We start from the raw sequence: 22,542 nt of genomic DNA, 5'->3' as shown, positions 1-22,542 counted from the left end.
CTGACGGGCCTAGACAGCCTCGAGGACATCGCAGACCTCATCGACCTGCTCGCCCCGCCCGTCGCGGGCGCGCTCGACTGAAAGGAACGACATGCCCAGCACCGCACCCCGGCGACGACTCCGGGAACTGCTCGATAGCCGCGAATTGATCATCGCGCCAGGCGTTTTCGACGGCATCTCGGCACAACTGACCAAGCGGACCGGCCACGCCGCGGCCTACCTGACGGGCGCCGGCGTGGCGGCCTCGGGCTTCGGGCTGCCCGACATCGGGCTGGTGACCGGTTCCGAGATGGCCGAGCGGGCCGCCATGATCACCCAGGTGCTGGGCGACGTCCCGCTGATCGCCGACGCCGACACCGGTTACGGCGGACCGATGAACGTGGTTCGGACCGTGCGCGCCTACGACGCGGCCGGGGTGGCGGCGATCCAGTTGGAGGATCAAGTCTTTCCCAAGCGCTGCGGTCACCTACCGGACAAGCAGGTAGTCGACGCGGCGGTGTTCGAGCAGACCCTGGCCGCGGCGCTGGACGCTCGCTCGGATGACGACTTGCTGGTGGTGGCCCGCACCGATGCCCGCGCACCACTCGGCTTGGACGCCGCGATCGAGCGCGCCCGCGACGGGCGGGGCGAGCAGGTCGATGAGGTCTGCGATGTCCTCGAGGCTGTCTAGGCCCGTCAGCGCCGCCTCGATCGCGGTGGCGCGGGCGCGGCTGGTCACCCGGTCGGCAAGCGCGTGGAATTTCGCGGCGAGTTCGGCGTTGGTCACCGGATCGGTGGGGGCGCCGTGGGGCACCGACACGCGGGCGCGGTGCACCGCGCCGTCGCGCGTCGTCACGACAAGATCGGTGCGCCACTTCTCGTCGGCGCGGGTCAGCGACGCGTCGAGGTGCACCGACGTCGCCGCGATCAACGACCAGATGTCGTCGGAGTCCAGCCGCGCGGGCGTGAACTGCTCGGGCAGCACGTTGCCGTCCAGCAGGGCCGCGGCGGTGGCGTAGGCGATGTGCATCTGGGCGCCGATCGGGGTGAGGGGCCGTTGCGGTGGCCACCAACCGTGCTTGTAGATCGTTTCGCCGACGGTGATGTCGATCGCGGTGATGTCGTCGGGGGCCACCTGCCGGCGCAGTCGGCGCGCGGCGTCGATGGCCCCGTGCAGACCGCCCATGGCGGCGTAGGACTTGACCATGATGACGCCGGTTTCCCAGTGCTCGCCGAGTCCGGCGGTCAACAGCGCCGCGTCGGGGTCGTGGCCCTCACCGAAAACGCTGAGGAAGCCGCCGTATTCGCGCTCGAACACCCGCTTGATGCCGGTGTAGCCGGCCGCAGCGAGGCCGGCGGCGTAGAAGCCGTTGCGCGCCGCCAGGCCATGGTGCATGCGCTTGCTGATGGCCTCGTACTGCGCGGCCATCAATCCGCTCGATTGCGTGCCGGCCAGGCCGAGGGCGTCTTCGAGTTGCGCCGGGGGCAGTTCGCGCAGCTTGCCGGACGCCATTGCCGCCGCGTGGGTGCCGAACACCGCGCCCGAGTGCCAGCCGCGGTCGAGCATCTGGGTGCCGTGCAAGGTCAGGCCCACCCGCGGACCGACTTCGAACCCGGCGATCGCCGCGAGCAACAGGTCGGCGCCCGTCGTCGGGACCGTCCGGGTCGCGGCGGTCGACAGCAGCGCGGGAATTACAAGCGAGCAGCTGTGCAGCGGGGCCAGGGGATGGAAGTCGTCGAGTTCGAAGCCCTGGATGAAGGTGCCGTTGAGGATGGCGGCGGCGGGCGCCCCGGTCGTGCGGCCGGTGCCGACGACCACGGTGGGGCCGGGGCTTTCCAGATCGAGCACGGCCCCGGTGGCGAGCCGGGACCACGGCAACTGGGCGCCGATCAGGGCGCACCCGATGCCATCGAGCAGGAGGTGCTTGGCGCGTTCGACGATGGGCGGCGGCACGTCGGTTAGCGCGAGGTCCGCGACCCAGGTGGCAAGGCGACCGGTCGGTCCCGCCGGGTCGGTGGCCGCGGGCGGCGCCGGTGCGCTCATCGTGACTCCTCTCGACCCGTTGGTTGTTATAGTTCTATAACAACTGTTGAAGCGGCGCAAGGGCGGCCGTGTGGAAACATGGGTCACCGTGCGGCAGTACGGCGGTAAACGGGTCTCCGCGGGCGCCGGCGTGCCGCTGCACCGGCAGCTGTTCCTGGTGCTGCACGACGAGATCGATCGCGGCGTGCTGGCCCCCGGGGAGGCATTGCCCTCCGAGCAGACGCTGTGCGATCAGTTCGGGGTTTCGCGCATCACCGTGCGCCGGGCGCTGGCGGACCTGGCCGAGCAGGGTTACATTGAGCGACGCCACGGTGTCGGATCCTTTGTGCGAGAACATGATCCGGCGGACGAGGGCATCGGAGTGGGACGGTCCTACCTACAGGGATTGCAACAAACCCAGTTCGAGACCGCGGTCGAGGTGACCGAACGCGACATCCGGTACCCGCCACGGCCGGTGGCCGAGGCGCTCGGGACGTCGGCGGAACTGCTGCAGCTCGTACGGGTGCGCCGGCAGCGCAGGACGGGCGAGCCGTTGCTGGTGACCGACGCGTGGCTGCCGACGGACCTGGCGCCCGTACTGACCGAGTCAGCGCTGCGCGCCGCCCCGCTCTACGAGCTGCTCTCCGGCGCCGGAATCGAGGTGGACGGGATGCGCCACGAGATCACCGCCGAGATCGCGGGCCCACGCTACGCCCAGCTCCTGGACATCACGATCGGCGCGGCGCTGTTGCGGACCAACCGCCTGGCCTTCGTCGGCGGCGCGCCACACCACTATGTGTCGGCCCTGCTCTCGCCGAGCCGCAGCCGCATCCTGTTGAGCCAGACGGCCGAGGAGATGGAGACCGGCGACGGCCTGCGCATCGCGCACGACGTCGGCGGGCGTGGCGGCTAACGCGTCCCGGCCAGTGCCGCCTCGATCGCGTCGGCCGCGGGTGCGCAATCACCGGCGCCGCGGACCAGCGTGGCCAGCGCGCCCGCGGCGCAGGCGCGCCGCACCGCGCGGCGCCGGCCCTCCGCAGAGCCGGGACGTGGCGGCCAGTTCGCGGCCAACACCCCGGCGAACACGTCGCCCGCCCCGGTGGTGTCCACCGCCGTCACCGCGGGCGCGGGCACGGTGTAGTCACCGTCGGCGCCCGAGTAACGGGCTCCTCGTGATCCCAGGGTCACGACGAAATGGTCGCAGCGCCAAGCCCATTCGTCGGCTTCATCCTCGTTCGTCACCACGACGTCCGCGAAACCCGCCAGCTCGCGCAGCGCCGCGGGGTCCTGTCCGGCCGGCGAGGCGTTGACCATGACCACGGCCCCCGCCGACCTGGCGTGGCGCGCCGCCGCGGCCGCGGTGGGCACCGGAATCTCCAGCTGGGTCAACAGCACGTCGCAGCCGGAGACGACGGCGCGGGCGGTGTCGTCGCTCAGCGTCAGGCGCGCGTTCGCGCCCGGCGCGACCACGATGGTGTTCTCGGCGTCGGCATCGACGACGACGATCGCCGTCCCGCTCGGCCCCGTCAGCGTGACGGTCCCGTCCAGGCCGACGCCGTTGGATTCCAGGTGAGTGCGCAACCGGGCGGCGGCCGCGTCGTCGCCGACGGCCCCGACGAACTGCACCCGGGCGCCCGCGCGCGCCGCCGCCACCGCCTGATTGCCGCCCTTGCCGCCGGGCGCGGAGCTCAGCGACGACGCCAGCACCGTCTCACCCGGGCGGGGCAGGGCGTCGACGGCCAACGACAGGTCGAGATTGACGCTGCCCACTACACAGACACCGGCCATGGGGCCGACGGTAGCCGGGACCCGGTTCCGGCCGCCCGACGGATCCCCGCAAACGCCCATTTCTTGAGGTCCGCGCGATATTGTGCTGCCTGAGCGATGCCGACGCAGACATCACGATTCGACCGAAGGGGACGCGCTTGACCACGAGCGAGTTGACGGACGCCGGTCACGCCGCCGACGACAGCCCCCCGACCGGTGCGACGCGGCGGACCGTCAGGCGGGCCCGCCCGCCGGTGCTGAGCCGCTTCCGGTTCGGTCTGCAGTCCAAGATCCTCGTCATGATGTTGCTGTCGAGCATCCTGGGTGTGGCGGTCATCGGACTCATCGGGGCGGTATCGGGGCGAAATGCGTTGCGGCAGGTGGAGTCCGAGCGGTTGATCGAGTTACGGGAATCGCAGAAGCGGGCGGTGCAGGCGCTGTTCCGGGAGGTGTCGAACTCGCTGATCGTCTGGAGCGGCGGGTTCAGCATCAACGAGGCGACGACGGCGCTCAGCGCGGACTTCGCGCAACTGGCCAACGCCACCATCACCCCGGCCCAGCAGCAGGCGTTGGTCAACTATTACGACGACGACATGATCAAGCCGATCAAGCGCATCTCCGGTGACACCATCGACATCAGGGCGGTGCTGCCGAACTCCAACGCTCAGAAGTACGTTCAGGCCTACTACACCGCGGCGCCCCGGCCCACGCCTGAATCGCCGCCCCCGCCGGATGCCGGCGACGGCAGCGCGTGGTCGGCGGCCAACGCGCGCTTCGACTTCTACATGCGCGGCATCGTCAGCCGGTTCGACTACCGCGACGCGCTGCTGCTCGACATGCAGGGCAACGTCGTTTACAGCGTCATGAAGGGCCCCGATCTGGGCACCAACATCCTCACCGGCCCCTACCGCGAGTCGAAACTGCGGGAGGCCTATCAGAAGGCATTGGCGTCCAACGACGTCGACTTCGTCTGGATCACCGACTTCCAGCAGTACCAACCGCAGCTCGACACCCCGACGGCGTGGGTGGTGTCGCCGGTGGGCATGAACGGCAAGTTCGAGGGCGTCATGGCCCTGCCGGTGCCGGTCGCGAAGATCAACAAGATCATGACCGCCGACAAGCACTGGGAGGCGGCGGGCATGGGCCCCGCCACGGAAACCTACCTGGCGGGTCCCGACGACCTGATGCGCTCGGACTCGCGAGATTTCATCGAGGACCCGCAGGGGTACCGGCGCGCGGCGATCGACGCGGGCACGCCGCCGGACGTGGTGGACCGCGCGATCCGGCTGGGTGGCACGACGCTGGTGCAACCGGTGGACACGGCGGGACTGCGGGCCGCGCAACGCGGCGAGACCGGGGTGGTCAGCGCCATCGACTACATGGGTAATCGTGAGCTGGAAGCCTATGCGCCGGTGCAGATCCCGAATTCCAACCTGCACTGGTCGATCCTCGCGACCCGTGACAACTCTGACGCCTTCGCGCGGCTCGGCAGGTTCAGCAAGACGCTGGTGATCGCCGTCGCGGCGATGATCTTTGCCATCTGTGTGGCCTCGATGTTGGTCGCGCAGGCCGCGGTGCGGCCCGTCCGGCGCCTTGAGGAGGGCACCCGCAAGATCAGCTCCGGTGACTACGAAATCAACCTCCCGGTTCGGCGACGCGACGAAATCGGCGATCTGACAGCGGCGTTCAACGAGATGAGTCGAAGCTTGGCGATCAAAGAGGAGTTGCTCAACGAGCAGCGCCGCGAGAACGAACGTCTGATGCTGGCGCTGATGCCCGAATCGGTGTTGCAACGCTATCGCGAGGGTGAGGAGACCATCGCCGAGAAACATCAGGACGTCGCCATCATCTACGCCGACATCGTAGGGCTCGACGAGCTCTCCAACTACCTGCCCGAGGACGAGCTGGTAGCGACCGTCGACGAACTGTTCCGGCAATTCGATTCGGCGGCTGACTCCCTTGGTGTGGAACGGATCCGCACCTTCCACAACGGGTATCTGGCCAGCTGTGGCGTGGTCACCCCCCGGCTGGACAGCATCCACCGCGCCGTCGACTTCGCTCTCGAGATCGGCCGCATCATCGACCGCTTCAACAGCCAATCCCATCACCAGCTGGGTTCTCGGGTCGGCGTCAACACCGGCAACGTGGTCAGCGGCCTGGTCGGCCGCTCCGGGCTGGTCTACGACATGTGGGGCGGGGCGGTCAGCCTGGCTTACCAAATGCACAGCGGCGCACCGCAACCCGGAATATACGTGAGTTCGCAGGTGTACGAGGCGCTGCGCGATGTCCGGCACTTCACTCCGGCGGGCAGCATCTCGGTGGGCGGCACCGACCAGGCGATCTATCGACTGTTGGAACGTTGATGAATCTTTTCAACTCCTCGTGGTTCTACTGGGCGATCGGCATCGCGATCGGCCTGCCGATCGGGATGATCGCGCTCACCGAGCTGCACGACGCGCTGCTGCGCAGGGGCAGCAGCTTGGCCCGGCAGGTCGGCCTGCTGCGCAACTTCCTGCTGCCGTTGGGCGCGTTGTTGTTGCTCTTGGTGCAGGCCTCGCAGGTCCCCGCGGGCAACGCGCCGGTCCGTGTCCTGACGACCGTGTTCGGGCTGCTGGTGTTGGTGCTGGTGCTGTCCGGTCTGAATGCCACGGTCTTCGAGGGCGCGCCCGAAAAGAGTTGGCGCAAGCGGCTTCCCACGATCTTCCTGGATGTCGCTCGGCTGGGCGTGATCGGCGTCGGCCTGGCGATCATGTCGTCGTACATCTGGGGTGTGCGGATCGGCGGCATCTTCACCGCGCTGGGCATCACCTCGGTCGTGATCGGCCTGATGCTGCAGAACTCGGTCGGCCAGATCGTGTCCGGCCTGTTCATGTTGTTCGAGCAGCCCTTCCGGATCGACGAGTGGCTGGACACCGGGACCGCGCGGGGGCGCGTCGTCGAGGTGAATTGGCGCTCGGTGCACCTGGACACGGGCAGCGGCATCCGGGTCATGCCGAACTCGATGCTCGCCAGCACCGCGTTCACCAACCTGAGCCGCCCGCCCGGCGCGCACAAGCTGGCGGTGACGACGACGTTCTCCAGCGTCGATCCGCCGGACCGCGTCTGCGCGCTGCTGACCCGCGTCGCGCAGGCGCTGCCGCAGCTCAAGCCGGGCAGCGTCCCGCGGTCGGTGCCGCTGGGGGGCGGCGAGTACCGCACCACCATCGGACTCGACTCGCCGGGTGACGCGGGCGCGGCCAAGGCAACGTTTCTGCGCTGGACCTGGTACGCCGCGCGGCGGGAACGGTTGCGCCTCGACGACGCTGACGACGACTTCTCGACGCCCGAGCGCGTCGAGCACGCGCTGCACACCGTGGTGGCGCCCGCGTTGCGCATCGGGGCCGAGGAGCAGCGGTCGTTGCGCTCGGCCGCGCGGATGGTGCGCTACGGCGCCGACGAAGTCGTCGAGTACGCCGGCCAGGTGCCGGCGACCATGACGTTTCTGGTGCGCGGGCGCGTGCAACTGACCACGACGGCCGACGACGGGACGTTGGTGCCGATCAGCACGCTGGTCGAGGGGTCGTTCCTGGGTCTGACCGCGCTGACCCGGCAGCCCAACCTGGCCAGCGCCTACGCCCTGGAAGAGGTCACCGCGCTGGAGATCGACCGCGAGCACATCGAGCACCTGGTGTCGCGTGCGCCGGTGCTGTTGCAGAGCTTCGGCAAGATCATCGAGGAGCGTCGCAGCAAGGTGCGCAGCGCGCGCCGCGACGAGCGGGTGGGCTAGCGGCGATCGCGAGGGCGGCGGAGCCGGGCGATGCGGGTCGCCGCCGTGGGGCGCGGCGATCGCGAGGGCGGCGGAGCCGGGCGATGCGGGTCGCCGCCATGGGGCGAGCGGCGATCGCCGCCGTTCGGGCCGCCGCACCCGGCGGCTCGCCGCCCGTTACCCTGGTTCAATGAGTCTGCAAGCACCACCGCTGCCTGACTTACGTCAGGAGGTGCACAATGCCGCCCGCCGCGCCCGGGTCGCGTCCCGCGTGCTGGCCCTACTGCCGACGGTCGCCAAGGACCAGGCGCTGCGTTCCGCCGCCGATGCGGTCTCGGCCCACACCGACCTGATCCTGTCGGCCAACGCCGACGACCTGGACGCCGCCCGCGCCGCGGGCACCGCCGCGGCGATGCTCGACCGGCTGGCGCTGAACCCGAAGCGGGTCGAGGGCATCGCCGCCGGCCTGCGCCAGGTGGCCGGGCTGCCCGACCCGGTCGGGGAGGTGCTGCGCGGCTACACTCTGCCGAACGGCCTGCACCTGCGGGAGCAGCGGGTGCCGCTCGGCGTGGTCGGGATCATCTACGAGGGCCGGCCCAACGTCACGGTCGACGCGTTCGGCTTGGCGCTCAAGTCCGGCAATGCCGTGCTGTTGCGCGGCAGTTCCTCGGCCGAGCGGTCCAACCAGGCGCTGGTGCAGGTGCTGCGGGCCTCACTGGTCAGCGAGGACCTGCCGGCCGACGCGGTGCAGCTGCTCTCGGTCGCCGACCGGTCCACCGTGACGCACCTGATTCAGGCCCGTGGGCTGGTCGACGTGGTGATCCCGCGCGGGGGAGCGAGCCTGATCAACGCGGTGGTGCGCGACGCGCAGGTGCCCACCATCGAGACCGGCGTCGGCAACTGTCACGTCTACGTGCACGAGGGCGCCGATCTGGAAGTGGCCGAACGCATCCTGTTGAACTCCAAGACGCGCCGGCCCAGCGTCTGCAACGCCGCCGAGACGTTGCTGGTGGACGCCGCTATCGCCGATACGGCGCTGCCGCGGTTGGTGACGGCCCTTCAGGACGCGGGCGTGACCGTGCACGGCGGGACGCACAGCGACGCCGACGAGGACGATCTGCGCCGCGAGTACCTGTCGATGGACATCGCGGTGGCGGTAGTCGACGGCATCGACGCGGCGATCGCCCACATCAACGAATACGGCACCGGGCACACCGAGGCCATCGTGACCAGCAATATGGCTGCGGCGCAACGGTTTACCGACGCCGTGGATGCCGCCGCGGTCATGGTGAACGCCTCGACGGCATTCACCGACGGCGAGCAATTCGGTTTCGGCGCCGAAATCGGCATCTCGACGCAGAAGCTGCACGCCCGCGGCCCCATGGGGCTGCCCGAACTGACCTCGACCAAATGGATTGCCTGGGGAGACGGGCAAATTCGTCCGGCCTGACCCACCCGTGCCCTAGGAGAAGCCACTGTGAGCCTGCCCGCCCGGTCCAAGCCGCTGTTCGCCGACATCGACGACGTGTCCCGGCGGTTGGCCGAAACCGGTTACCTGCCCAACACCGCCACCGCGACGGCGGTGTTCCTGGCCGACCGGCTGGGCAAGCCGCTGCTTGTCGAGGGCCCCGCCGGGGTCGGCAAGACCGAGCTGGCCCGCGCCGTCGCCCAGGCCACCGGTTCCGGGCTGGTCCGCCTGCAGTGCTACGAGGGCGTCGACGAGGCCCGCGCCCTCTACGAGTGGAACCACGCCAAGCAGATCCTGCGCATCCAGGCGGGATCGGGGGACTGGGACGCGACCAAGGACGACGTCTTCAGCGAGGAGTTCCTGCTGCAGCGCCCGCTACTGACCGCGATCCGGCGCACCGAGCCGACCGTGTTGCTGATCGACGAGACGGACAAGGCCGACATCGAGATCGAGGGCCTGCTGCTCGAGGTGCTGTCCGACTTCGCCGTCACCGTGCCCGAATTGGGCACCATCACCGCCGAACGCACCCCGTTCGTCGTGCTGACCTCCAACGCCACTCGGGAGCTCTCCGAGGCGCTCAAGCGCCGATGCTTGTTTTTGCACATCGACTTTCCCTCGCCCGACCTGGAGCGGCGCATCCTGCTCTCCCGCGTTCCGGAGCTGCCCGAGCACCTGGCGCAGGAGCTGGTGCGCATCGTGGGCGTCCTGCGCGGCATGCAGCTGAAGAAAGTGCCGTCGGTCGCCGAGACCATCGACTGGGGCCGCACACTGCTCGCCTTGGGCCTGGACACCATCGACGACGCCGTCGTCGCCGCCACGCTGGGTGTGGTGCTTAAGCATCAATCCGACCAGCAGCGCGCGACCGGCGAGCTCCGGTTGAACTAGGAGGCAGCCATGGCCCCCCGTCGTATTCGACCCGCGCGGCCGCTCGCCCCGCACGGGCTGCCCGGCCATCTGGTGGGTTTCGTGGAAGCCCTTCGCGGGGTTGGGATTTCGGTGGGACCATCGGAGACCGTGGACGCCGGTCGGGTGATGGCCACCCTCGGCTTGAGCGACCGCGAGGTGCTGCGCGAGGGCATCGCCTGCGCGGTCCTGCGCCGCCCCGACCACCGCGAAACCTATGACGCCATGTTCGACCTATGGTTCCCGGCCGCGCTGGGGACGCGCGCGGTGGTGCTCGGCGACGAGGCGGACGCGACGCCGGACGACACCGCGTTGCCACCCGACGACGTCGAAGCGATGCGCCAGATGCTGGCGGACCTGCTGACCCAGAACCCCGACCTCGCCGACATGGACGAGCGGCTGGTCGCCATGATCGCGCGGATCGTCGAGGCCTACGGCAAGTACAGCTCCAGCCGCGGGCCGTCGTTCTCGTCGTATCAGGCGCTCAAGGCGATGGCGCTCGACGAGTTGGAGGGCAAACTGCTGGCGGGCCTGCTGGCGCCGTACGGTGACGAGCCGACGCCCAGCCAGGAACAGATTGCCAAAGCGATGGCCGCGCAACGCATTTCGCAGCTGCGCAAGATGGTCGACGCCGAAACCAAACGGCGTACCGCCGAGCAGTTGGGCCGTGACCACGTCCAGATGTACGGCATCCCGCAGCTGTCGGAGAACGTCGAATTCCTGCGCGCCTCGGGCGATCAGCTGCGCCAGATGCGGCGCGTGGTGGCGCCGCTGGCCCGGACGCTGGCGACCCGGCTGGCCGCCCGGCGCCGACGCCGCCGGTCCGGCACCATCGACCTGCGCAAGACGCTGCGCAAGTCGATGTCCACGGGCGGGGTCCCGATCGACGTGGTGCTGTCCAAGCCGCGCCCGGCGCGCCCCGAGCTGGTGGTGCTCTGCGACGTGTCCGGCTCGGTCGCGGGATTCAGCCACTTCACCTTGCTACTGGTGCACGCGCTGCGCCAGCAGTTCTCCCGCGTGCGGGTGTTCGCGTTCATCGACACCACCGACGAGGTCACCCACATGTTCGGGCCGGACGCCGACCTCGCCGTGGCCATCCAACGGATCACCCGCGAGGCCGGCGTCTACAGCCGCGACGGGCATTCCGACTACGGCAACGCGTTCGCGTCGTTCGTGCAGGCGTTCCCCAACGTGCTGTCGCCCCGCAGCTCGCTGCTGGTGCTCGGCGACGGCCGCACCAACTACCGCAACCCCGAGACCGGATTGCTGGCGCACATGGTGACCTCCAGCCGGCACGCGCACTGGTTGAACCCGGAGCCCAAGCACCTGTGGGGCAGCGGTGACTCGGCGGTCCCGCGGTATCAGGAGGTCATCGCGATGCACGAGTGCCGGTCGGCCAAGCAACTCGCCGGCGTGATCGACCAGCTGCTCCCGGTCTGAGGGTCCGCCCGAGCGAAACCGGCGGACCGGCGCGGCTCCAGTAAGCTGGCACATCGTGCAAAAGCAGCTCCGCAGGCTGGGCGTGATGGGCGGGACGTTCGACCCGATCCATTACGGCCACTTGGTGGCTGCCAGCGAGGTCGCCGACCTGTTCGATCTCGACGAAGTCGTCTTCGTGCCCAGCGGTCAACCCTGGCAGAAGGACCGCGACGTCTCCGCCGCCGAGGACCGCTACCTGATGACCGTGATCGCCACCGCGTCCAATCCCCGCTTCTCGGTGAGCCGGGTCGACATCGACCGCGCCGGGCCCACCTACACCCGCGACACGCTGCGCGACCTGCACATCGCCAACCCGGACTCCGAGCTCTACTTCATCACCGGCGCCGACGCCCTGGCTTCCATACTCTCGTGGCAAGGCTTTGAGGAGGTCTTCGATTTGGCCCGCTTCATCGGGGTGAGCCGGCCCGGTTACGAGCTGCGCCGCGAACACATCACCGGCGTGCTCGGCGAGCTGGCCGACGGTGCGCTGACGCTCGTCGAGATCCCGGCGCTGGCCATCTCGTCGACCGATTGCCGCCGCCGCGCCGAGGAGAGGCGGCCGCTGTGGTACCTGATGCCCGACGGCGTGGTGCAGTACGTGTCCAAGCGCCGGCTGTACCGCAAACCCGTGGGGGAGGTGTCGTGAGCGCGAACGAGGAGGCCATCGCCATGGCGACCGTGGCCGCCAGCGCAGCCGCGTCGAAGCTGGCCGACGACGTCGTCGTCATCGACGTCTCCGGCCAGTTGGTCATCACCGACTGCTTCGTCATCGCCTCGGCCTCCAACGAGCGGCAGGTCAACGCCATCGTCGACGAGGTCGAGGAGAAGATGCGTCGGGCCGGATACAAGCCGGCGCGCCGCGAGGGCGCCCGCGAGGGCCGCTGGACGCTGCTGGACTACCGCGACATCGTCGTGCACGTGCAGCATCAGGAAGACCGCAATTTCTATGCGCTGGACCGGCTTTGGAGCGACTGCCCGGTGGTGCCGGTGGAGTTGATCGACGACCCCGGGGACACCGACGAATCAGCGGACCCGCAATGACGACCCGTCGCCTGGTCATGCTGCGGCACGGGCAGACCGAATACAACGCCGGCAACCGCATGCAGGGGCAGCTGGACACCGAGCTCAGCGAGCTGGGCCGGGCGCAGGCGATCGCCGCCGCCGAGGTCCTGGGAAAGTTGCACCCGCTGCGGATCGTGTCCTCGGACCTGCACCGCGCCTACGACACCGCGATCCGGTTGGGTGAGCGCACCGGCCTGCCGGTGTTGCGCGACGAACGGCTGCGCGAAACCCACCTGGGCGACTGGCAGGGCCTGACCCACACCGACGTCGACGCGCAGGCGCCGGGGGCCCGGCTGGCCTGGCGCGACGACGCGACCTGGGCACCGCACGGCGGTGAGAGCAGGGTCGACGTCGCGGCCCGGAGCCTGCCCGTGGTCACCGAACTTATTGCCTCCGAACCGGAATGGGGCGACCCGACGCACGCCGACCGGCCGGTGGTGTTGGTGGCGCACGGCGGCTTGATCGCCGCGCTGTCGGCCGCGCTGCTGCGGCTTCCCGTCGACAACTGGCCGGTGCTGGGCGGCATGGGCAACGCCAGCTGGGTGCAGCTGTCGGGGTACTCCCGCGACGGCGCTGACCCGACCGCCATCCGGTGGCGCCTGGACGTGTGGAACGCCTCGGCTCAGGTGTCCAACGATGTCCTGTGAGCGCCGGCCCACGTTGCTGATCTTCGCCGACTCGCTGGCCTACTACGGCCCGACCGGTGGCCTGCCCGCCGACGACCCCAGGATCTGGCCGAATATCGTTGCCGCGCAACTTGATTGGGATGTCGAACTGATCGGTCGAATCGGCTGGACCTGCCGCGACGTCTGGTGGGCGGCGACCCAGGACCCGCGCGCCTGGGCGGCGCTGCCGCGGGCGGGCGCGGTTGTCTTCGCCACCGGCGGCATGGATTCGCTGCCCTCGGTGCTGCCCACCGCTCTGCGCGAATTGATCCGCTACGTGCGGCCACCGTGGCTGCGTCGGTGGGTGCGCGACGGATACGGCTGGCTGCAGCCCCGACTCTCGCCGGTGGCCCGCTCCGCCCTGCCGGCGCATCTGAGCGCCGACTACCTCGAACAGACCTGCGCCGCAATCGATTTCAACCGGCCCGGCATCCCGGTGGTCGCGGCGCTGCCGTCGGTGCACATCGCCGACACCTACGGCAGGGCCCACCACGGCCGGGCCGCCACCGCGGCCGCGATCAGCGAGTGGGCTCGTGCCCGGGGGGTGCCGCTGGTGGATTTGAAGGCCGCCGTCGCCGAGCAGATCCTCAGCGGCCACGGCAATCCCGACGGCATCCATTGGAATTTCGAAGCGCACCGGGCGGTGGCGGAACTGATGCTCAAGGCGCTCGCGGAAGCCGGCGTGGCGACGATGCAGAGCGCGAAGCGCGATGCTGAGGAGCCGCGCAATGCAGACGGCGTGGCGACGATGCAGAGCGCGAAGCGCGATGCTGAGGAGCCGCGCAATGCAGACGGCGTGGCGACCGAGAAGCCCCACTAGCGCCATGCCCGTCATCGTGGTGACCGACGCGTCGGCGCGGCTGCCGGCCGACCTGACCGCCGAGTGGGGGATCCGCGTGGTCCCGCTGCACATCCTGCTCGACGGTGCGGATTTGCGCGACGGCGTGGACGACATCCCCGACGACATCTATCAGCTCGAAGCCACCACCGCGGCGGCCACGCCCGCGGAACTAGCCGACGCCTACCAGCGTGCGCTCGCCGACAGCGGCGGCGACGGCGTTGTGGCCGTGCACATTTCGTCGGCGTTGTCGGGCACCTGCCGGGCCGCCGAACGCACCGCGGCGGACCTGGACCCCAGCGTGCGGATCGTCGACTCGCGCTCGGCCGCCATGGGCACCGGCTTCGTCGCGCTCGCCGCCGCCCGTGCCGCCGCGGCCGGGGCCGACGTGGCCGCCGTCGCGGCGGCGGCCGAAGCGGCGGTGACGCGCGGCCACGCCTTCATCGTGGTGCACCGGTTGGACAACCTGCGCCGCAGCGGGCGGATCGGCGGCGCCGCGGCGTGGCTGGGCACCGCCTTGGCGCTCAAGCCGTTGCTGCGCATCGACGACGGCAAACTCGTTCTGGCGCAACGGGTCCGCACCGTCGGCCACGCGACCGAGACGATGATCGACCGGGTGTGCGAGGCGGTGGGCGACGGGGCGGCCGAGCTGGCGGTGCATCACGTCAACAACCCCGACGGCGCCGACGCCGTCGCCGCGGCGCTGCGCCGACGCCTGCCGGCCTGCGCGCAGCCGATCATCACGCCGCTGGGCCCGGTGCTGGCATTGCACGTCGGCGCCGGCGCAGTCGCGGTGTGCGTGCAGCTGCCGCCGGGTTAGACCGGGGCGGTCACCGGCGTCGGCGCCGGTGCCGACGCCGGCCGGCGGGCGTTGTCCCCGCGCGGGTGCACCACTTGCGGCCACCAGAACCACCGGCCCAGCAGGGTGGCGATCGACGGCATCAACAGGGTGCGCACCACCAGCGTGTCCAGCAGCAGGCCGATGCAGACGGTCGAGCCGAACTGGCCCAGCACCTTCAGATCGCTGCCCAGCATGGACGCCATGGTGAACGCGAACACCAGACCCGCGGCGGTTACCACTCCGCCGGTGCCGCCCATCGAGCGGATCGTCCCGGTCTTGAGCCCGGCGTGGATCTCCTCCTTGAACCGCGACACCAGCAGCAGGTTGTAGTCGGAGCCGACGGCCAACAGGATGATGACCGAGAGCGCCGCCACGATCCAGTGGATCTTGAGGCCCACCAGGTCCTGCCAGATCAGCACCGACAAGCCGAACGACGCGGCGATCGAGCTGGCGGCGGTGCCGACGATGACCACCGCGGCCACCACGCTGCGGGTCAGGATCAACATGATCATGAAGATCAGCGTCAGGGCGGACAGCACGGCGATCATCAAGTCGTACTTCTCGCCGTCGGCCATGTCCTTGAACGTCGCGGCGGTTCCACCGAGGTAGACCTTGGCGTCCGACAGCGACGACATCTTCAGCGCCTCCTGTGCGGCCACCCGTTCGGCGTCGACACGCGCGATGCCCTCCGGGCTCATCGGGTCACCCTGGTGGGTGACGAAGAAGCGCGCCGACTTGCCGTCCGGCGACAAGAACATTCGCAGACCCGTCTGGAAGTCCGGGTTTTGGAACGCCTCCGGGGGCAGGTAGAACAGGTCGTCGTTCTTGGACTGGTCGAAGCTTTGACCCATCACGATCGCGGTGTTGCTCAACGCGTCCATCTGGTCGAGCATCGCCTTGAACGTCTGGTACATCGTCAGGGTCAGGCCGTGGGTGATCTTCAGCGAGTTGATCATCGACGGAATCAGCACCAGCATCTCGTGCGTCGCCGCGGCGGTACGGGTGATGTCGTCGGACAGGATGTGGAACTGCCCGGCCAGGTCGTCGAAACCGTCGAGGGAGTCCCACAACGACCGCAGTGACCAGCAGATCGGGATGTCGAAGCAGTGCTTCTCCCAGTAGAAGTACGACTTGATCGGCCGGAAGAAATCGTCGAAATCGGCGATGTGGTTCCGCAATTCGTCGGTGATCTCCGACGTCTCCCTGGTGGTCTTGGCGCTGTCGTCGGCGGCGTTGGCCAGATCCTGCGTCACCCGGTACATCCGCTCGGTGGTGCCGATCATGGTCTGCATCTCGTCGGCCATCTTGAGGATGTCGCCCATCCGGTCCTTGAGGAACTGCATGTTCTGCATCGTCGTCTGGCTTTGCATGCTGTTCTGGAACGGTATGGAGCTGTGCTGAATCGGGATGCCCAACGGCCGGGTGATGTCCTGGATCATCGCGATGCCGATGGTTCGCAGGACGTTGCGGGCGACCTTGTCCAGCACCAACATGTCGGCGGGGTTGCGCATGTCGTGGTCGGCGTCGACCATCAGCAGATCCGGGTTCATCCGGGCCTGGGAGAAGTGCCGGTCGGCGGCGGCCTGCCCGACGTTCGACGGCGCCGATTCCGGCAGGTAGTAGCGGTCGTTGTAGCTGGTCTTGAAGCTGGGCAACACCACCATGCCGACCAGGACGACGGCGCCGCTGACGGCCAAAATTGGTGCGGGCCAACGAACGACCGCGATGCCGACCCGACGCCACAGCCCCGTCCGCTTGGCCGCGCCCCTGGGCTCGAAGCGGTGAAACCGGCTGCCCAGGAAGACGACGGCCGGACCGAGCGTGAGGCCGGCCAGGACGACGACGAGCATGCCGATCGCCACGGGCGCGCCCATGGTGTTGAACCACGGCAACCGCGCGAAGCTCAGGCAGTAGGTGGCGCCGGCGATCGTGAGACCGGACCCCAGGATCACCGGGGCGACACTCTTGAAGGTGGTGTAGTAAGCGCTTTCCGGGTCCTCACCGGCTTGGCGCGCCTCCTGGTAGCGACCGACGAGGAAAATGCCGTAGTCCGTCGCGGCGGCGATCGCCAGCATCGTGAGGATATTGGCGGCGAACGTGGTGAGCCCAAAGACGTCGTTGTACCCGAGGAGCGCGACCACACCCCGCGAGCAGGCCAGCCCGACGAAGGTCATGAACAGCTGGATCAGCGTCGTCGAAATGGACCGGTAGACCAACAAGAGCATGATCGCGATGGCGGCCAGCGTGAACAACGTGATCTTGGCCAGGCTGTCATTGCCGATCAGGTGCATATCGTCGGACAGGGCGGCCGGGCCGGTCACGTAGGCCTTCACCCCGGGGGGCGCCTGGGTGTGTTCGATCACCTTGCGGACGGCCTCGACGGAGTCGTTGGCCAGCGTCGTGCCCTGGTTGCCGGCGAGGTTGATCTGCGTGTACGACGCCTTGGCGTCGGCGCTCTGCGCGCCGGCCGCTGTCAGCCGGTCGCCCCAGAAGTCCTGGATGTGCTGGATGTGCTTCGGGTCCTGGCGCAGCTTGCGGATCAGCTCGTCGTAGTACTTGTGCGCGTCGGGGCCCAGCGGCTGCTGACCCTCGATCACGATCATCACCGTGCTGTTGGAGTCGAACTCGTGAAAGTTGTGCCCCATCAACATCATCGCCTTCATCGAAGGCGCGTCGAGCGGGGTCATCGGAGCCGAGTGCATCTCGCTGACCGTCTCGAGCGGGGGAATGAGGACGTTCACCAGCACCGTGACGGCGACCCAGCCGATGATGATGGGCACCGCGAAGATGCGGATCATGTGCGGCAGGAAGGGGCGGTGGCCGCGTTCGGGCTTGCCGCCGTCGGCGGTCCTGATAGGACCGGTGTCGTCGGCGCTCAGGTCGCGGTGGCTGCCGATCTTGTTGTTGATGTCGGTCATGCGGACTTCACCAGGCAGAAGGTTTGGGCGTTGTGGCCTGCGGACTGTTGATGTTCTCGCTCGATTCCGTCGACGGTGATCTTGCAACTGATCTCATCGGCATCGGCCTGCGCCATGATGTTGGCGCTCACCGACGGCAACGTGGTCGAGATCGTGACCTGCCACGGCAGCGGGGCCCCGTTGACCTGGTGGGTGTTCGCGTCGGCGTCCCAGTAGTTGATGTTGGCCGTGCTGCCGGGCGGCCCGGCGATCTCGTACACGACGACCTTGGGGTTGAACTGCACGATCTCGATGCCCGCGCCGGCGTTGGCGTTGAGGTCCTTGGAGCCGAAGACCTTGTGGAGCCGGGACACCCCCACCGCGGAGATGCTGAGAACCACCACCAACACCAGGGGGATCCACGCCCGCTTGAGTCCGCGCGTGAGCACGCCGGAACGTGAGCCTGATTTCGAACCAGCCACTGCCCGACCGCCTTTCACCGCCCGCCGGCCCCGCACGCGTATTGCGAGAACCCGCCATCGCCGCTGACGACACCCGTTGTCACCGAAACATTTGCTCGGCTAAGCACTCTAAACCTTAGTGCACGGGGGCGTTCCTCCGGGGCGCGTTAGTGTGGCGGACGCCATAGCGTCATGGGGCCGCCACCCGCCCGGTGACCGGCGGCAGGTCGGCCAGGGTCGCGATCCCGGGGGCGGCGGCCACCACCGCGGGCACCGCGTTGGTCACCGGCATGGCGGTGTAGATCATGCCCAGACCCATGAAGCCGGGCTCCGTCCAGTCTTTGGGGGGCAGGCAGTGCAACACCGTGCGCATGTTGGGCAGGCCGAACACCTGGATCACGTGCCCGTGCTCGAGCGGCTTGGGCGGCTCGACGTGATTGCCCATGGTCCAGTTGAACCCGACGCTGACGACGTTGCGGTCGCCCTGCCAGCCGCGGTGGTAGCCGTAGACGCCGCCGACGGTGCCCGCGGGGATGGTCATGAAGCCCAGGTCGGAATCGGCGGTGGCCGCGGTGAACGTCACGTCGAACGTCATCCGGTCCAGCGTGGCCCCGATCGCGTCGGCCATCATGGCCGCGGATTCGGCGAACACCTCGCTTTCCCGACGCACGTTCTCGGCGAGCCCCGGGGAGTCGGGATCCTGCGAAAAGCCCATGGCCCTCTGAGTTTCCGCCGATTCGTAAGTCGAGCAGTCCACCGACTCGGTGATGCGGATCTCGTCGACGCGCTCACACGAGGCCGACAGCACCATGCCGACCATGTTGGTCATGCCCGGGTGGGCGCCGCTGCCGAAGATCGTCGACTCGCCGCGCTTGCAGGCATCCAGGATGCGCTCGCGGTCTTGCGGCGACTGCTTGCCGCCGGTGATCCAGGCCGCGCTGGTGCACACGTTGACACCCGATTCCAGCAACCGCACCAACTCGTCGACGCTGGGCCACAACGGGTTGTAGCAGCAGGCGTCGGCGCCCAACGCGATCAGCGCGTCGACGTCGTTGGTGGCCTGGACGCCGGTCGGTTCCGGCCAACCGGACAGCTCGGCGGCGTCGACGCCCACCTTGTCCGCGCCGTGAGCGTAGACGCCGACCAATTCCATGTCGGGCCTGCCGATGATGGCGTGCAGCGAACGCCGCCCGATGTTGCCGGTGGTCCACTGGATGACCCGTAGCGGACGGTCTGTGCTGGTGATGCTCATCGCGGCTCCTTTGACGTGAGTGAGGCTGGCGTGACGGGGGCTACTCGCTGATGTCGAACCCGGCGATGACCTTGGTGGGACGCACACGCACCACCAGTTCGCCGGGCACGGCGTTGCGGCGGCCGAACTCCTCGGCCCGATCCGCACCCATATACCGGCCGGCGATGCGCGTCGCGGTGCTCAGCAACTCTTGGGGATCGTCGGTCAGGGTCGCCACGCCCTGCACCTGGACGAAGGAGAACGGCGGGTGCGGGTCGTCGACGCAGAGGGTCACCCGCGAATCCCGGGACAGGGCACGGCCTTTCGCCGAGTCGCGGCCGGTGTTGAACACCACCTGGTCGTCGTCGACGATGATCCACACCGGCGCGACGAGCGGCCGCCCGCCCGTCGGCGGCGAGGTAGCCGAGCATGCCGGTGCGGGTGCCCGCGCTCAGGAACTCGACGACCTTCGCCGACAGCTTCGGCGGCTCGGCCACGCGCTACAGCCTCGCCAGGTCGTAGTCGCCCAGGTGGTCGATCAGGTTGTGCAGGTGGTCACTGGACGTGCCGAGCGTGTGCTCGATCGCGGTGAGCCGGGCCGCGTAGTGGGCGACGGGGTATTCCGCGGTCACGCCGATCCCGCCGTGCAGTTGCACCGCTTCCTGCGCGATGTGCCGGCCCGAGCGGCCGATCTGCAGCTTGGCGCGCGAGGCGATGACGGGGTCGAGGTTGCCGTCGGCGATCGACATCGCCGCGTACAGGCCCATGCTGCGCGCCAGTTCCAGCGAGACGTACATGTCGGCGGCGCGCTGGGTGAGCGCCTGGAACTTGCTGAGCGTGACGCCGAACTGCTTGCGCGTCTTGAGGTAATCGGTGGTCAGGCGCAGCGCCTCCTCCATCGCGCCGACCGCCTCCGAGCACAGCCCCGACTGGATGCGGATGGTGGCGTCGCGGATGGCGCGCGACGCGTCCTGGCCCGCTCCGAGGGGTTGCGCCGCCGCCTTGTCCAGATCGATCTGGGCTCCGCGCTGGCCATCGAACGTTGGGTAGGGGTGGCGGGTGACCGCGTCGGCGGCGGCGTCGACCAGGAACAGGCCGGTGCCGCCGTCGGGCAGCGCCGCGCTGACCACCAGGGTGTCGGCGCTGTCGCCGGCCAGCACGGGGTTCTTGCGCCCGCTCACGGTCCACGAATCACCTTGTCGCTCAGCGCGAGTCGCCAGGCCATCGGCTTGCGGCCGACGCGGCTCCAGGTGCGCGAACGCCAGCAGCCGCTGCCCGGCGGCCACCTCGTCGAGCAGTTCCTTGTCCGCGTCGGTGCCCAGTTCGGCGATCAGCGAACCGGGGCCCAGCGCGGCGTGCAGGATCGGCTCGGGGGCCAACCGCCGCCCGACTTCGATGAGCACGACGCTGATCTCGTTCTGGCCCGCCTCTTCCGGGTCGAAGCCCAGCCCGAGGATCCCGGTGTCGGCCAATTGGCTCCACACCTCGCGGCTCCAACCGAGGTCGGAGGAGATGATCTTGTTGCGGGTCTCCGGATCGTAGGTGCGGGACAGGAGCTCGCGCGTGGTGTCGCGCAGCAGCGCCTGCTCGTCGCTCAGCTGAAAGTCCATGGCTGCCTCACAATCCCAGAATGGTGGACGAGATGATGTTGCGCTGCACTTCGCTGCTGCCGCCGTAGATCGACGTCTTGCGATAGTTCAGGTAGTGCGGCGCGCTGTGTTGCGCCCACGCCGGCGACGCGATGTCCGCCCCGTCGGCGGGCAGCGCGTCCGGGCCGGCGACCTCGACCAGCAGTTCGGTGGCCACCTGCTGCAGTTCGCTGCCGCGCAGTTTGAGCACCGACGAGGCCGGGTTGGGCTTGCCGTCCGACGAGCTGGACACCACCCGTGACTGCGTGAGTTCGAGTGCCAGCAACTCGTTTTCGGCCTCGGCGAGCCGGGCCGCGAACAACGGATCGGCCAACAGGCCGGTGGCGGCGGCGTGCTTTTTCACCTCGGCGAGACGCACCTTGGTCCGGCCGACACCGGCGATCCCGGTGCGTTCGTTGCCCAGCAGGAACTTCGCGTAGGTCCAGCCTTGATTCTCTTCGCCGACAAGCTGATTCGCCGGAACCCGGACGTCGGAGAAGAACACCTCGTTGACCTCGTGGCCGCCGTCGATCGTCTTGATCGGCCGCATCGTCACGCCCGGCGTCTTCACGTCGAAGAGCAGGAACGAGATCCCGGCCTGCTTCTTGGGGGCGTCGGGGTCGGTACGCACCAGGCAGAAGATCCAGTCCGCGTACTGCCCCAGCGTGGTCCAGGTCTTCTGCCCGTTGACGACGTAGCTGTCGCCGTCACGGACCGCGGTGGTGCGAAGCGAGGCGAGGTCCGAGCCCGCCTCCGGCTCGGAGAATCCCTGGCACCACCAGATGTCGAGGCTGGCCGTCGGCGGCAGGAAGCGCTCCTTGATCTCCTGCGAGCCGAACTCGGCGATGACGGGGCCGACCATCTTGGTGTTGAAGTTCAGCGGTTCGGGGACGCACGCCAATTGCATCTCGTCGGCCCAGATCTGGTGCTGGGTGGGTGTCCAGTCCTTGCCGCCCCATTCGACCGGCCAGTTCGGCACCGCGAGCCCGTGCTCGTGCAGGATCTTATGGCTGGTGACGATGTCCTCGTGGTTCACCTCCGCCGAGCCCGAGCGCACCCGCTGGCGCACCTCTTCGGGGATCTTGGTGGTGTAGAAGGTGCGAAGTTCGTCGCGGAACGCGGCTTCCTCCGGTGTGAGTGCCAATTGCATGGCGGCCTCCTTTGCCTGGTGGTGAACGTGGTGACCCCGCGAAAGTGACGCGCGTCTCCAGTTCCTCGCTCCATCTTGACTCATCGGTAACCGCGCTTGTACACAGCCTCCGGTTAGTCCACAGCAGGGCGCCGGGACGCCGTCGGACGCGCGGATGACGACGGGCGGCGGGCCTACCGTCGGGCCATGCGAACGGAACTTCCCGCCGAGCGGCTGCAGCGAATCCTGGTCGTCTCCTTCGTCCTCGGACGCGGGGTCATCACCGTCACCGGGTGCCGGGTCGGGGGCCGCGGACCGGACGTCGAGGTCCGGCTCGGCGCCGAGCCGGCGCTGCAGCCGCTCGGCGGGAAGTTCCGTTCGCATGGCCCGACGGTAGGCCCGCCGCCCGTCGTCATACGCGCGTCC

General features: G+C 69.0%; 18 protein-coding genes and 3 pseudogenes. 13 read left to right on the top strand and 8 right to left on the bottom strand.

What is annotated here, in order from left to right:
* Nucleotides 1-91: 91 nt before the first annotated feature.
* Nucleotides 92-613, top strand: a pseudogene (locus A5714_RS25675) (oxaloacetate decarboxylase); the annotation flags it as partial.
* Here A5714_RS25675 and A5714_RS22065 read toward each other — a convergent pair.
* A pseudogene (locus A5714_RS22065) lies at nt 602-2,023 on the bottom strand (MmgE/PrpD family protein); the annotation flags it as partial. The pseudogenes A5714_RS25675 and A5714_RS22065 sit on opposite strands and share 12 nt — an antisense overlap.
* Before the next feature lie 70 nt (nt 2,024-2,093).
* On the opposite strand from A5714_RS22065, the gene A5714_RS22060 reads away from it, so the two are divergent.
* Nucleotides 2,094-2,915 (top strand): GntR family transcriptional regulator, encoded by an 822-nt coding sequence (locus A5714_RS22060; protein ID WP_231975953.1) that lies wholly within the window; start codon nt 2,094-2,096, stop codon nt 2,913-2,915.
* Here the strand turns inward: A5714_RS22060 and A5714_RS22055 are convergent.
* Nucleotides 2,912-3,790, bottom strand: coding sequence for a PfkB family carbohydrate kinase (locus A5714_RS22055; RefSeq protein WP_068288845.1), 879 nt, complete (start codon nt 3,788-3,790; stop codon nt 2,912-2,914). The genes A5714_RS22060 and A5714_RS22055 overlap by 4 nt on opposite strands.
* 137 nt (nt 3,791-3,927) lie before the next feature.
* On the opposite strand from A5714_RS22055, the gene A5714_RS22050 reads away from it, so the two are divergent.
* From A5714_RS22050 to A5714_RS22005, 10 genes are all read left to right on the top strand, one after another.
* On the top strand, nt 3,928-6,132 hold the full coding sequence (locus A5714_RS22050; protein ID WP_068288842.1) for an adenylate/guanylate cyclase domain-containing protein: 2,205 nt from the start codon (nt 3,928-3,930) through the stop codon (nt 6,130-6,132).
* Nucleotides 6,132-7,535 carry a mechanosensitive ion channel domain-containing protein gene (locus A5714_RS22045; RefSeq protein WP_068288839.1) on the top strand — a complete coding sequence of 468 codons (1,404 nt, stop codon included), beginning with the start codon at nt 6,132-6,134 and terminating at the stop codon, nt 7,533-7,535. Before A5714_RS22050 ends, A5714_RS22045 begins: the two co-directional genes overlap by 1 nt.
* 169 nt (nt 7,536-7,704) lie before the next feature.
* Complete coding sequence (locus A5714_RS22040) at nt 7,705-8,964, top strand: glutamate-5-semialdehyde dehydrogenase (RefSeq protein WP_068288836.1); 1,260 nt, start codon at nt 7,705-7,707, stop codon at nt 8,962-8,964.
* 27 nt (nt 8,965-8,991) lie between these two features.
* A complete protein-coding gene (locus A5714_RS22035) occupies nt 8,992-9,867 on the top strand; it encodes a MoxR family ATPase (RefSeq protein ID WP_068288833.1) in 876 nt (291 codons plus the stop codon).
* A gap of 9 nt (nt 9,868-9,876) precedes the next feature.
* Nucleotides 9,877-11,325, top strand: coding sequence for a VWA domain-containing protein (locus A5714_RS22030; RefSeq protein ID WP_068288831.1), 1,449 nt, complete (start codon nt 9,877-9,879; stop codon nt 11,323-11,325).
* A 55-nt stretch (nt 11,326-11,380) separates the two neighbouring features.
* A complete protein-coding gene (gene nadD, locus A5714_RS22025) occupies nt 11,381-12,010 on the top strand; it encodes a nicotinate-nucleotide adenylyltransferase (RefSeq protein WP_082959907.1) in 630 nt (209 codons plus the stop codon).
* Nucleotides 12,007-12,405, top strand: coding sequence for a ribosome silencing factor (gene rsfS / locus A5714_RS22020; protein ID WP_068073246.1), 399 nt, complete (start codon nt 12,007-12,009; stop codon nt 12,403-12,405). Before nadD ends, rsfS begins: the two co-directional genes overlap by 4 nt.
* The gene (gpgP, locus tag A5714_RS22015) at nt 12,402-13,073 is read left to right on the top strand and encodes a glucosyl-3-phosphoglycerate phosphatase (protein ID WP_068288828.1); all 672 of its coding nucleotides are present in this window, start codon (nt 12,402-12,404) and stop codon (nt 13,071-13,073) included. Before rsfS ends, gpgP begins: the two co-directional genes overlap by 4 nt.
* Nucleotides 13,063-13,911, top strand: coding sequence for a diglucosylglycerate octanoyltransferase (octT, locus tag A5714_RS22010; protein WP_068288825.1), 849 nt, complete (start codon nt 13,063-13,065; stop codon nt 13,909-13,911). The genes gpgP and octT overlap by 11 nt, the downstream gene beginning before the upstream one ends.
* A 4-nt stretch (nt 13,912-13,915) precedes the next feature.
* A complete protein-coding gene (locus tag A5714_RS22005) occupies nt 13,916-14,749 on the top strand; it encodes a DegV family protein (RefSeq protein WP_068288822.1) in 834 nt (277 codons plus the stop codon).
* On the opposite strand, the gene A5714_RS22000 is transcribed toward A5714_RS22005, so the two are convergent.
* The 6 genes and pseudogenes from A5714_RS22000 to A5714_RS21975 form a co-directional block, all read right to left on the bottom strand.
* Nucleotides 14,746-17,688 carry an RND family transporter gene (locus A5714_RS22000; RefSeq protein WP_068288819.1) on the bottom strand — a complete coding sequence of 981 codons (2,943 nt, stop codon included), beginning with the start codon at nt 17,686-17,688 and terminating at the stop codon, nt 14,746-14,748. The genes A5714_RS22005 and A5714_RS22000 overlap by 4 nt on opposite strands.
* On the bottom strand, nt 17,685-18,116 hold the full coding sequence (locus A5714_RS21995; RefSeq protein WP_231973754.1) for an MmpS family transport accessory protein: 432 nt from the start codon (nt 18,114-18,116) through the stop codon (nt 17,685-17,687). The genes A5714_RS22000 and A5714_RS21995 overlap by 4 nt, the downstream gene beginning before the upstream one ends.
* A 202-nt stretch (nt 18,117-18,318) precedes the next feature.
* A complete protein-coding gene (locus tag A5714_RS21990; RefSeq protein WP_068288816.1) occupies nt 18,319-19,380 on the bottom strand; it encodes a dihydrodipicolinate reductase in 1,062 nt (353 codons plus the stop codon).
* Between the two features lie 40 nt (nt 19,381-19,420).
* A pseudogene (locus tag A5714_RS21985) lies at nt 19,421-19,790 on the bottom strand (PPOX class F420-dependent oxidoreductase).
* Nucleotides 19,791-19,859: 69 nt separating this feature from the next.
* The gene (locus A5714_RS21980; RefSeq protein WP_068068444.1) at nt 19,860-20,969 is read right to left on the bottom strand and encodes an acyl-CoA dehydrogenase family protein; all 1,110 of its coding nucleotides are present in this window, start codon (nt 20,967-20,969) and stop codon (nt 19,860-19,862) included.
* A gap of 7 nt (nt 20,970-20,976) precedes the next feature.
* Nucleotides 20,977-22,137, bottom strand: coding sequence for an acyl-CoA dehydrogenase family protein (locus A5714_RS21975; RefSeq protein ID WP_068068447.1), 1,161 nt, complete (start codon nt 22,135-22,137; stop codon nt 20,977-20,979).
* Between the two features lie 186 nt (nt 22,138-22,323).
* On the opposite strand from A5714_RS21975, the gene A5714_RS21970 reads away from it, so the two are divergent.
* On the top strand, nt 22,324-22,542 hold a 219-nt coding region (locus tag A5714_RS21970; RefSeq protein WP_156747441.1), incomplete at its 3' end, for a hypothetical protein.

The organism is Mycobacterium sp. E2462, assembly GCF_001672685.1.
Lineage (GTDB): Bacteria > Actinomycetota > Actinomycetes > Mycobacteriales > Mycobacteriaceae > Mycobacterium.
Note: the sequence above shows the minus strand (reverse complement) of the source record. Positions and strands in the feature narration are given on the sequence as shown.

Coding starts and splice junctions, on each gene's coding strand:
- A5714_RS22000 (WP_068288819.1), bottom strand. CDS start 17,688: ATGACCGACATCAACAACAAGATCGGCAGCCACCGCGACCTGAGCGCC.
- octT (WP_068288825.1), top strand. CDS start 13,063: ATGTCCTGTGAGCGCCGGCCCACGTTGCTGATCTTCGCCGACTCGCTG.
- gpgP (WP_068288828.1), top strand. CDS start 12,402: ATGACGACCCGTCGCCTGGTCATGCTGCGGCACGGGCAGACCGAATAC.
- A5714_RS22005 (WP_068288822.1), top strand. CDS start 13,916: ATGCCCGTCATCGTGGTGACCGACGCGTCGGCGCGGCTGCCGGCCGAC.
- A5714_RS21975 (WP_068068447.1), bottom strand. CDS start 22,137: ATGCAATTGGCACTCACACCGGAGGAAGCCGCGTTCCGCGACGAACTT.
- A5714_RS22040 (WP_068288836.1), top strand. CDS start 7,705: ATGAGTCTGCAAGCACCACCGCTGCCTGACTTACGTCAGGAGGTGCAC.
- A5714_RS22030 (WP_068288831.1), top strand. CDS start 9,877: ATGGCCCCCCGTCGTATTCGACCCGCGCGGCCGCTCGCCCCGCACGGG.
- A5714_RS22055 (WP_068288845.1), bottom strand. CDS start 3,790: ATGGCCGGTGTCTGTGTAGTGGGCAGCGTCAATCTCGACCTGTCGTTG.
- A5714_RS21990 (WP_068288816.1), bottom strand. CDS start 19,380: ATGAGCATCACCAGCACAGACCGTCCGCTACGGGTCATCCAGTGGACC.
- A5714_RS22045 (WP_068288839.1), top strand. CDS start 6,132: ATGAATCTTTTCAACTCCTCGTGGTTCTACTGGGCGATCGGCATCGCG.
- A5714_RS21980 (WP_068068444.1), bottom strand. CDS start 20,969: ATGGACTTTCAGCTGAGCGACGAGCAGGCGCTGCTGCGCGACACCACG.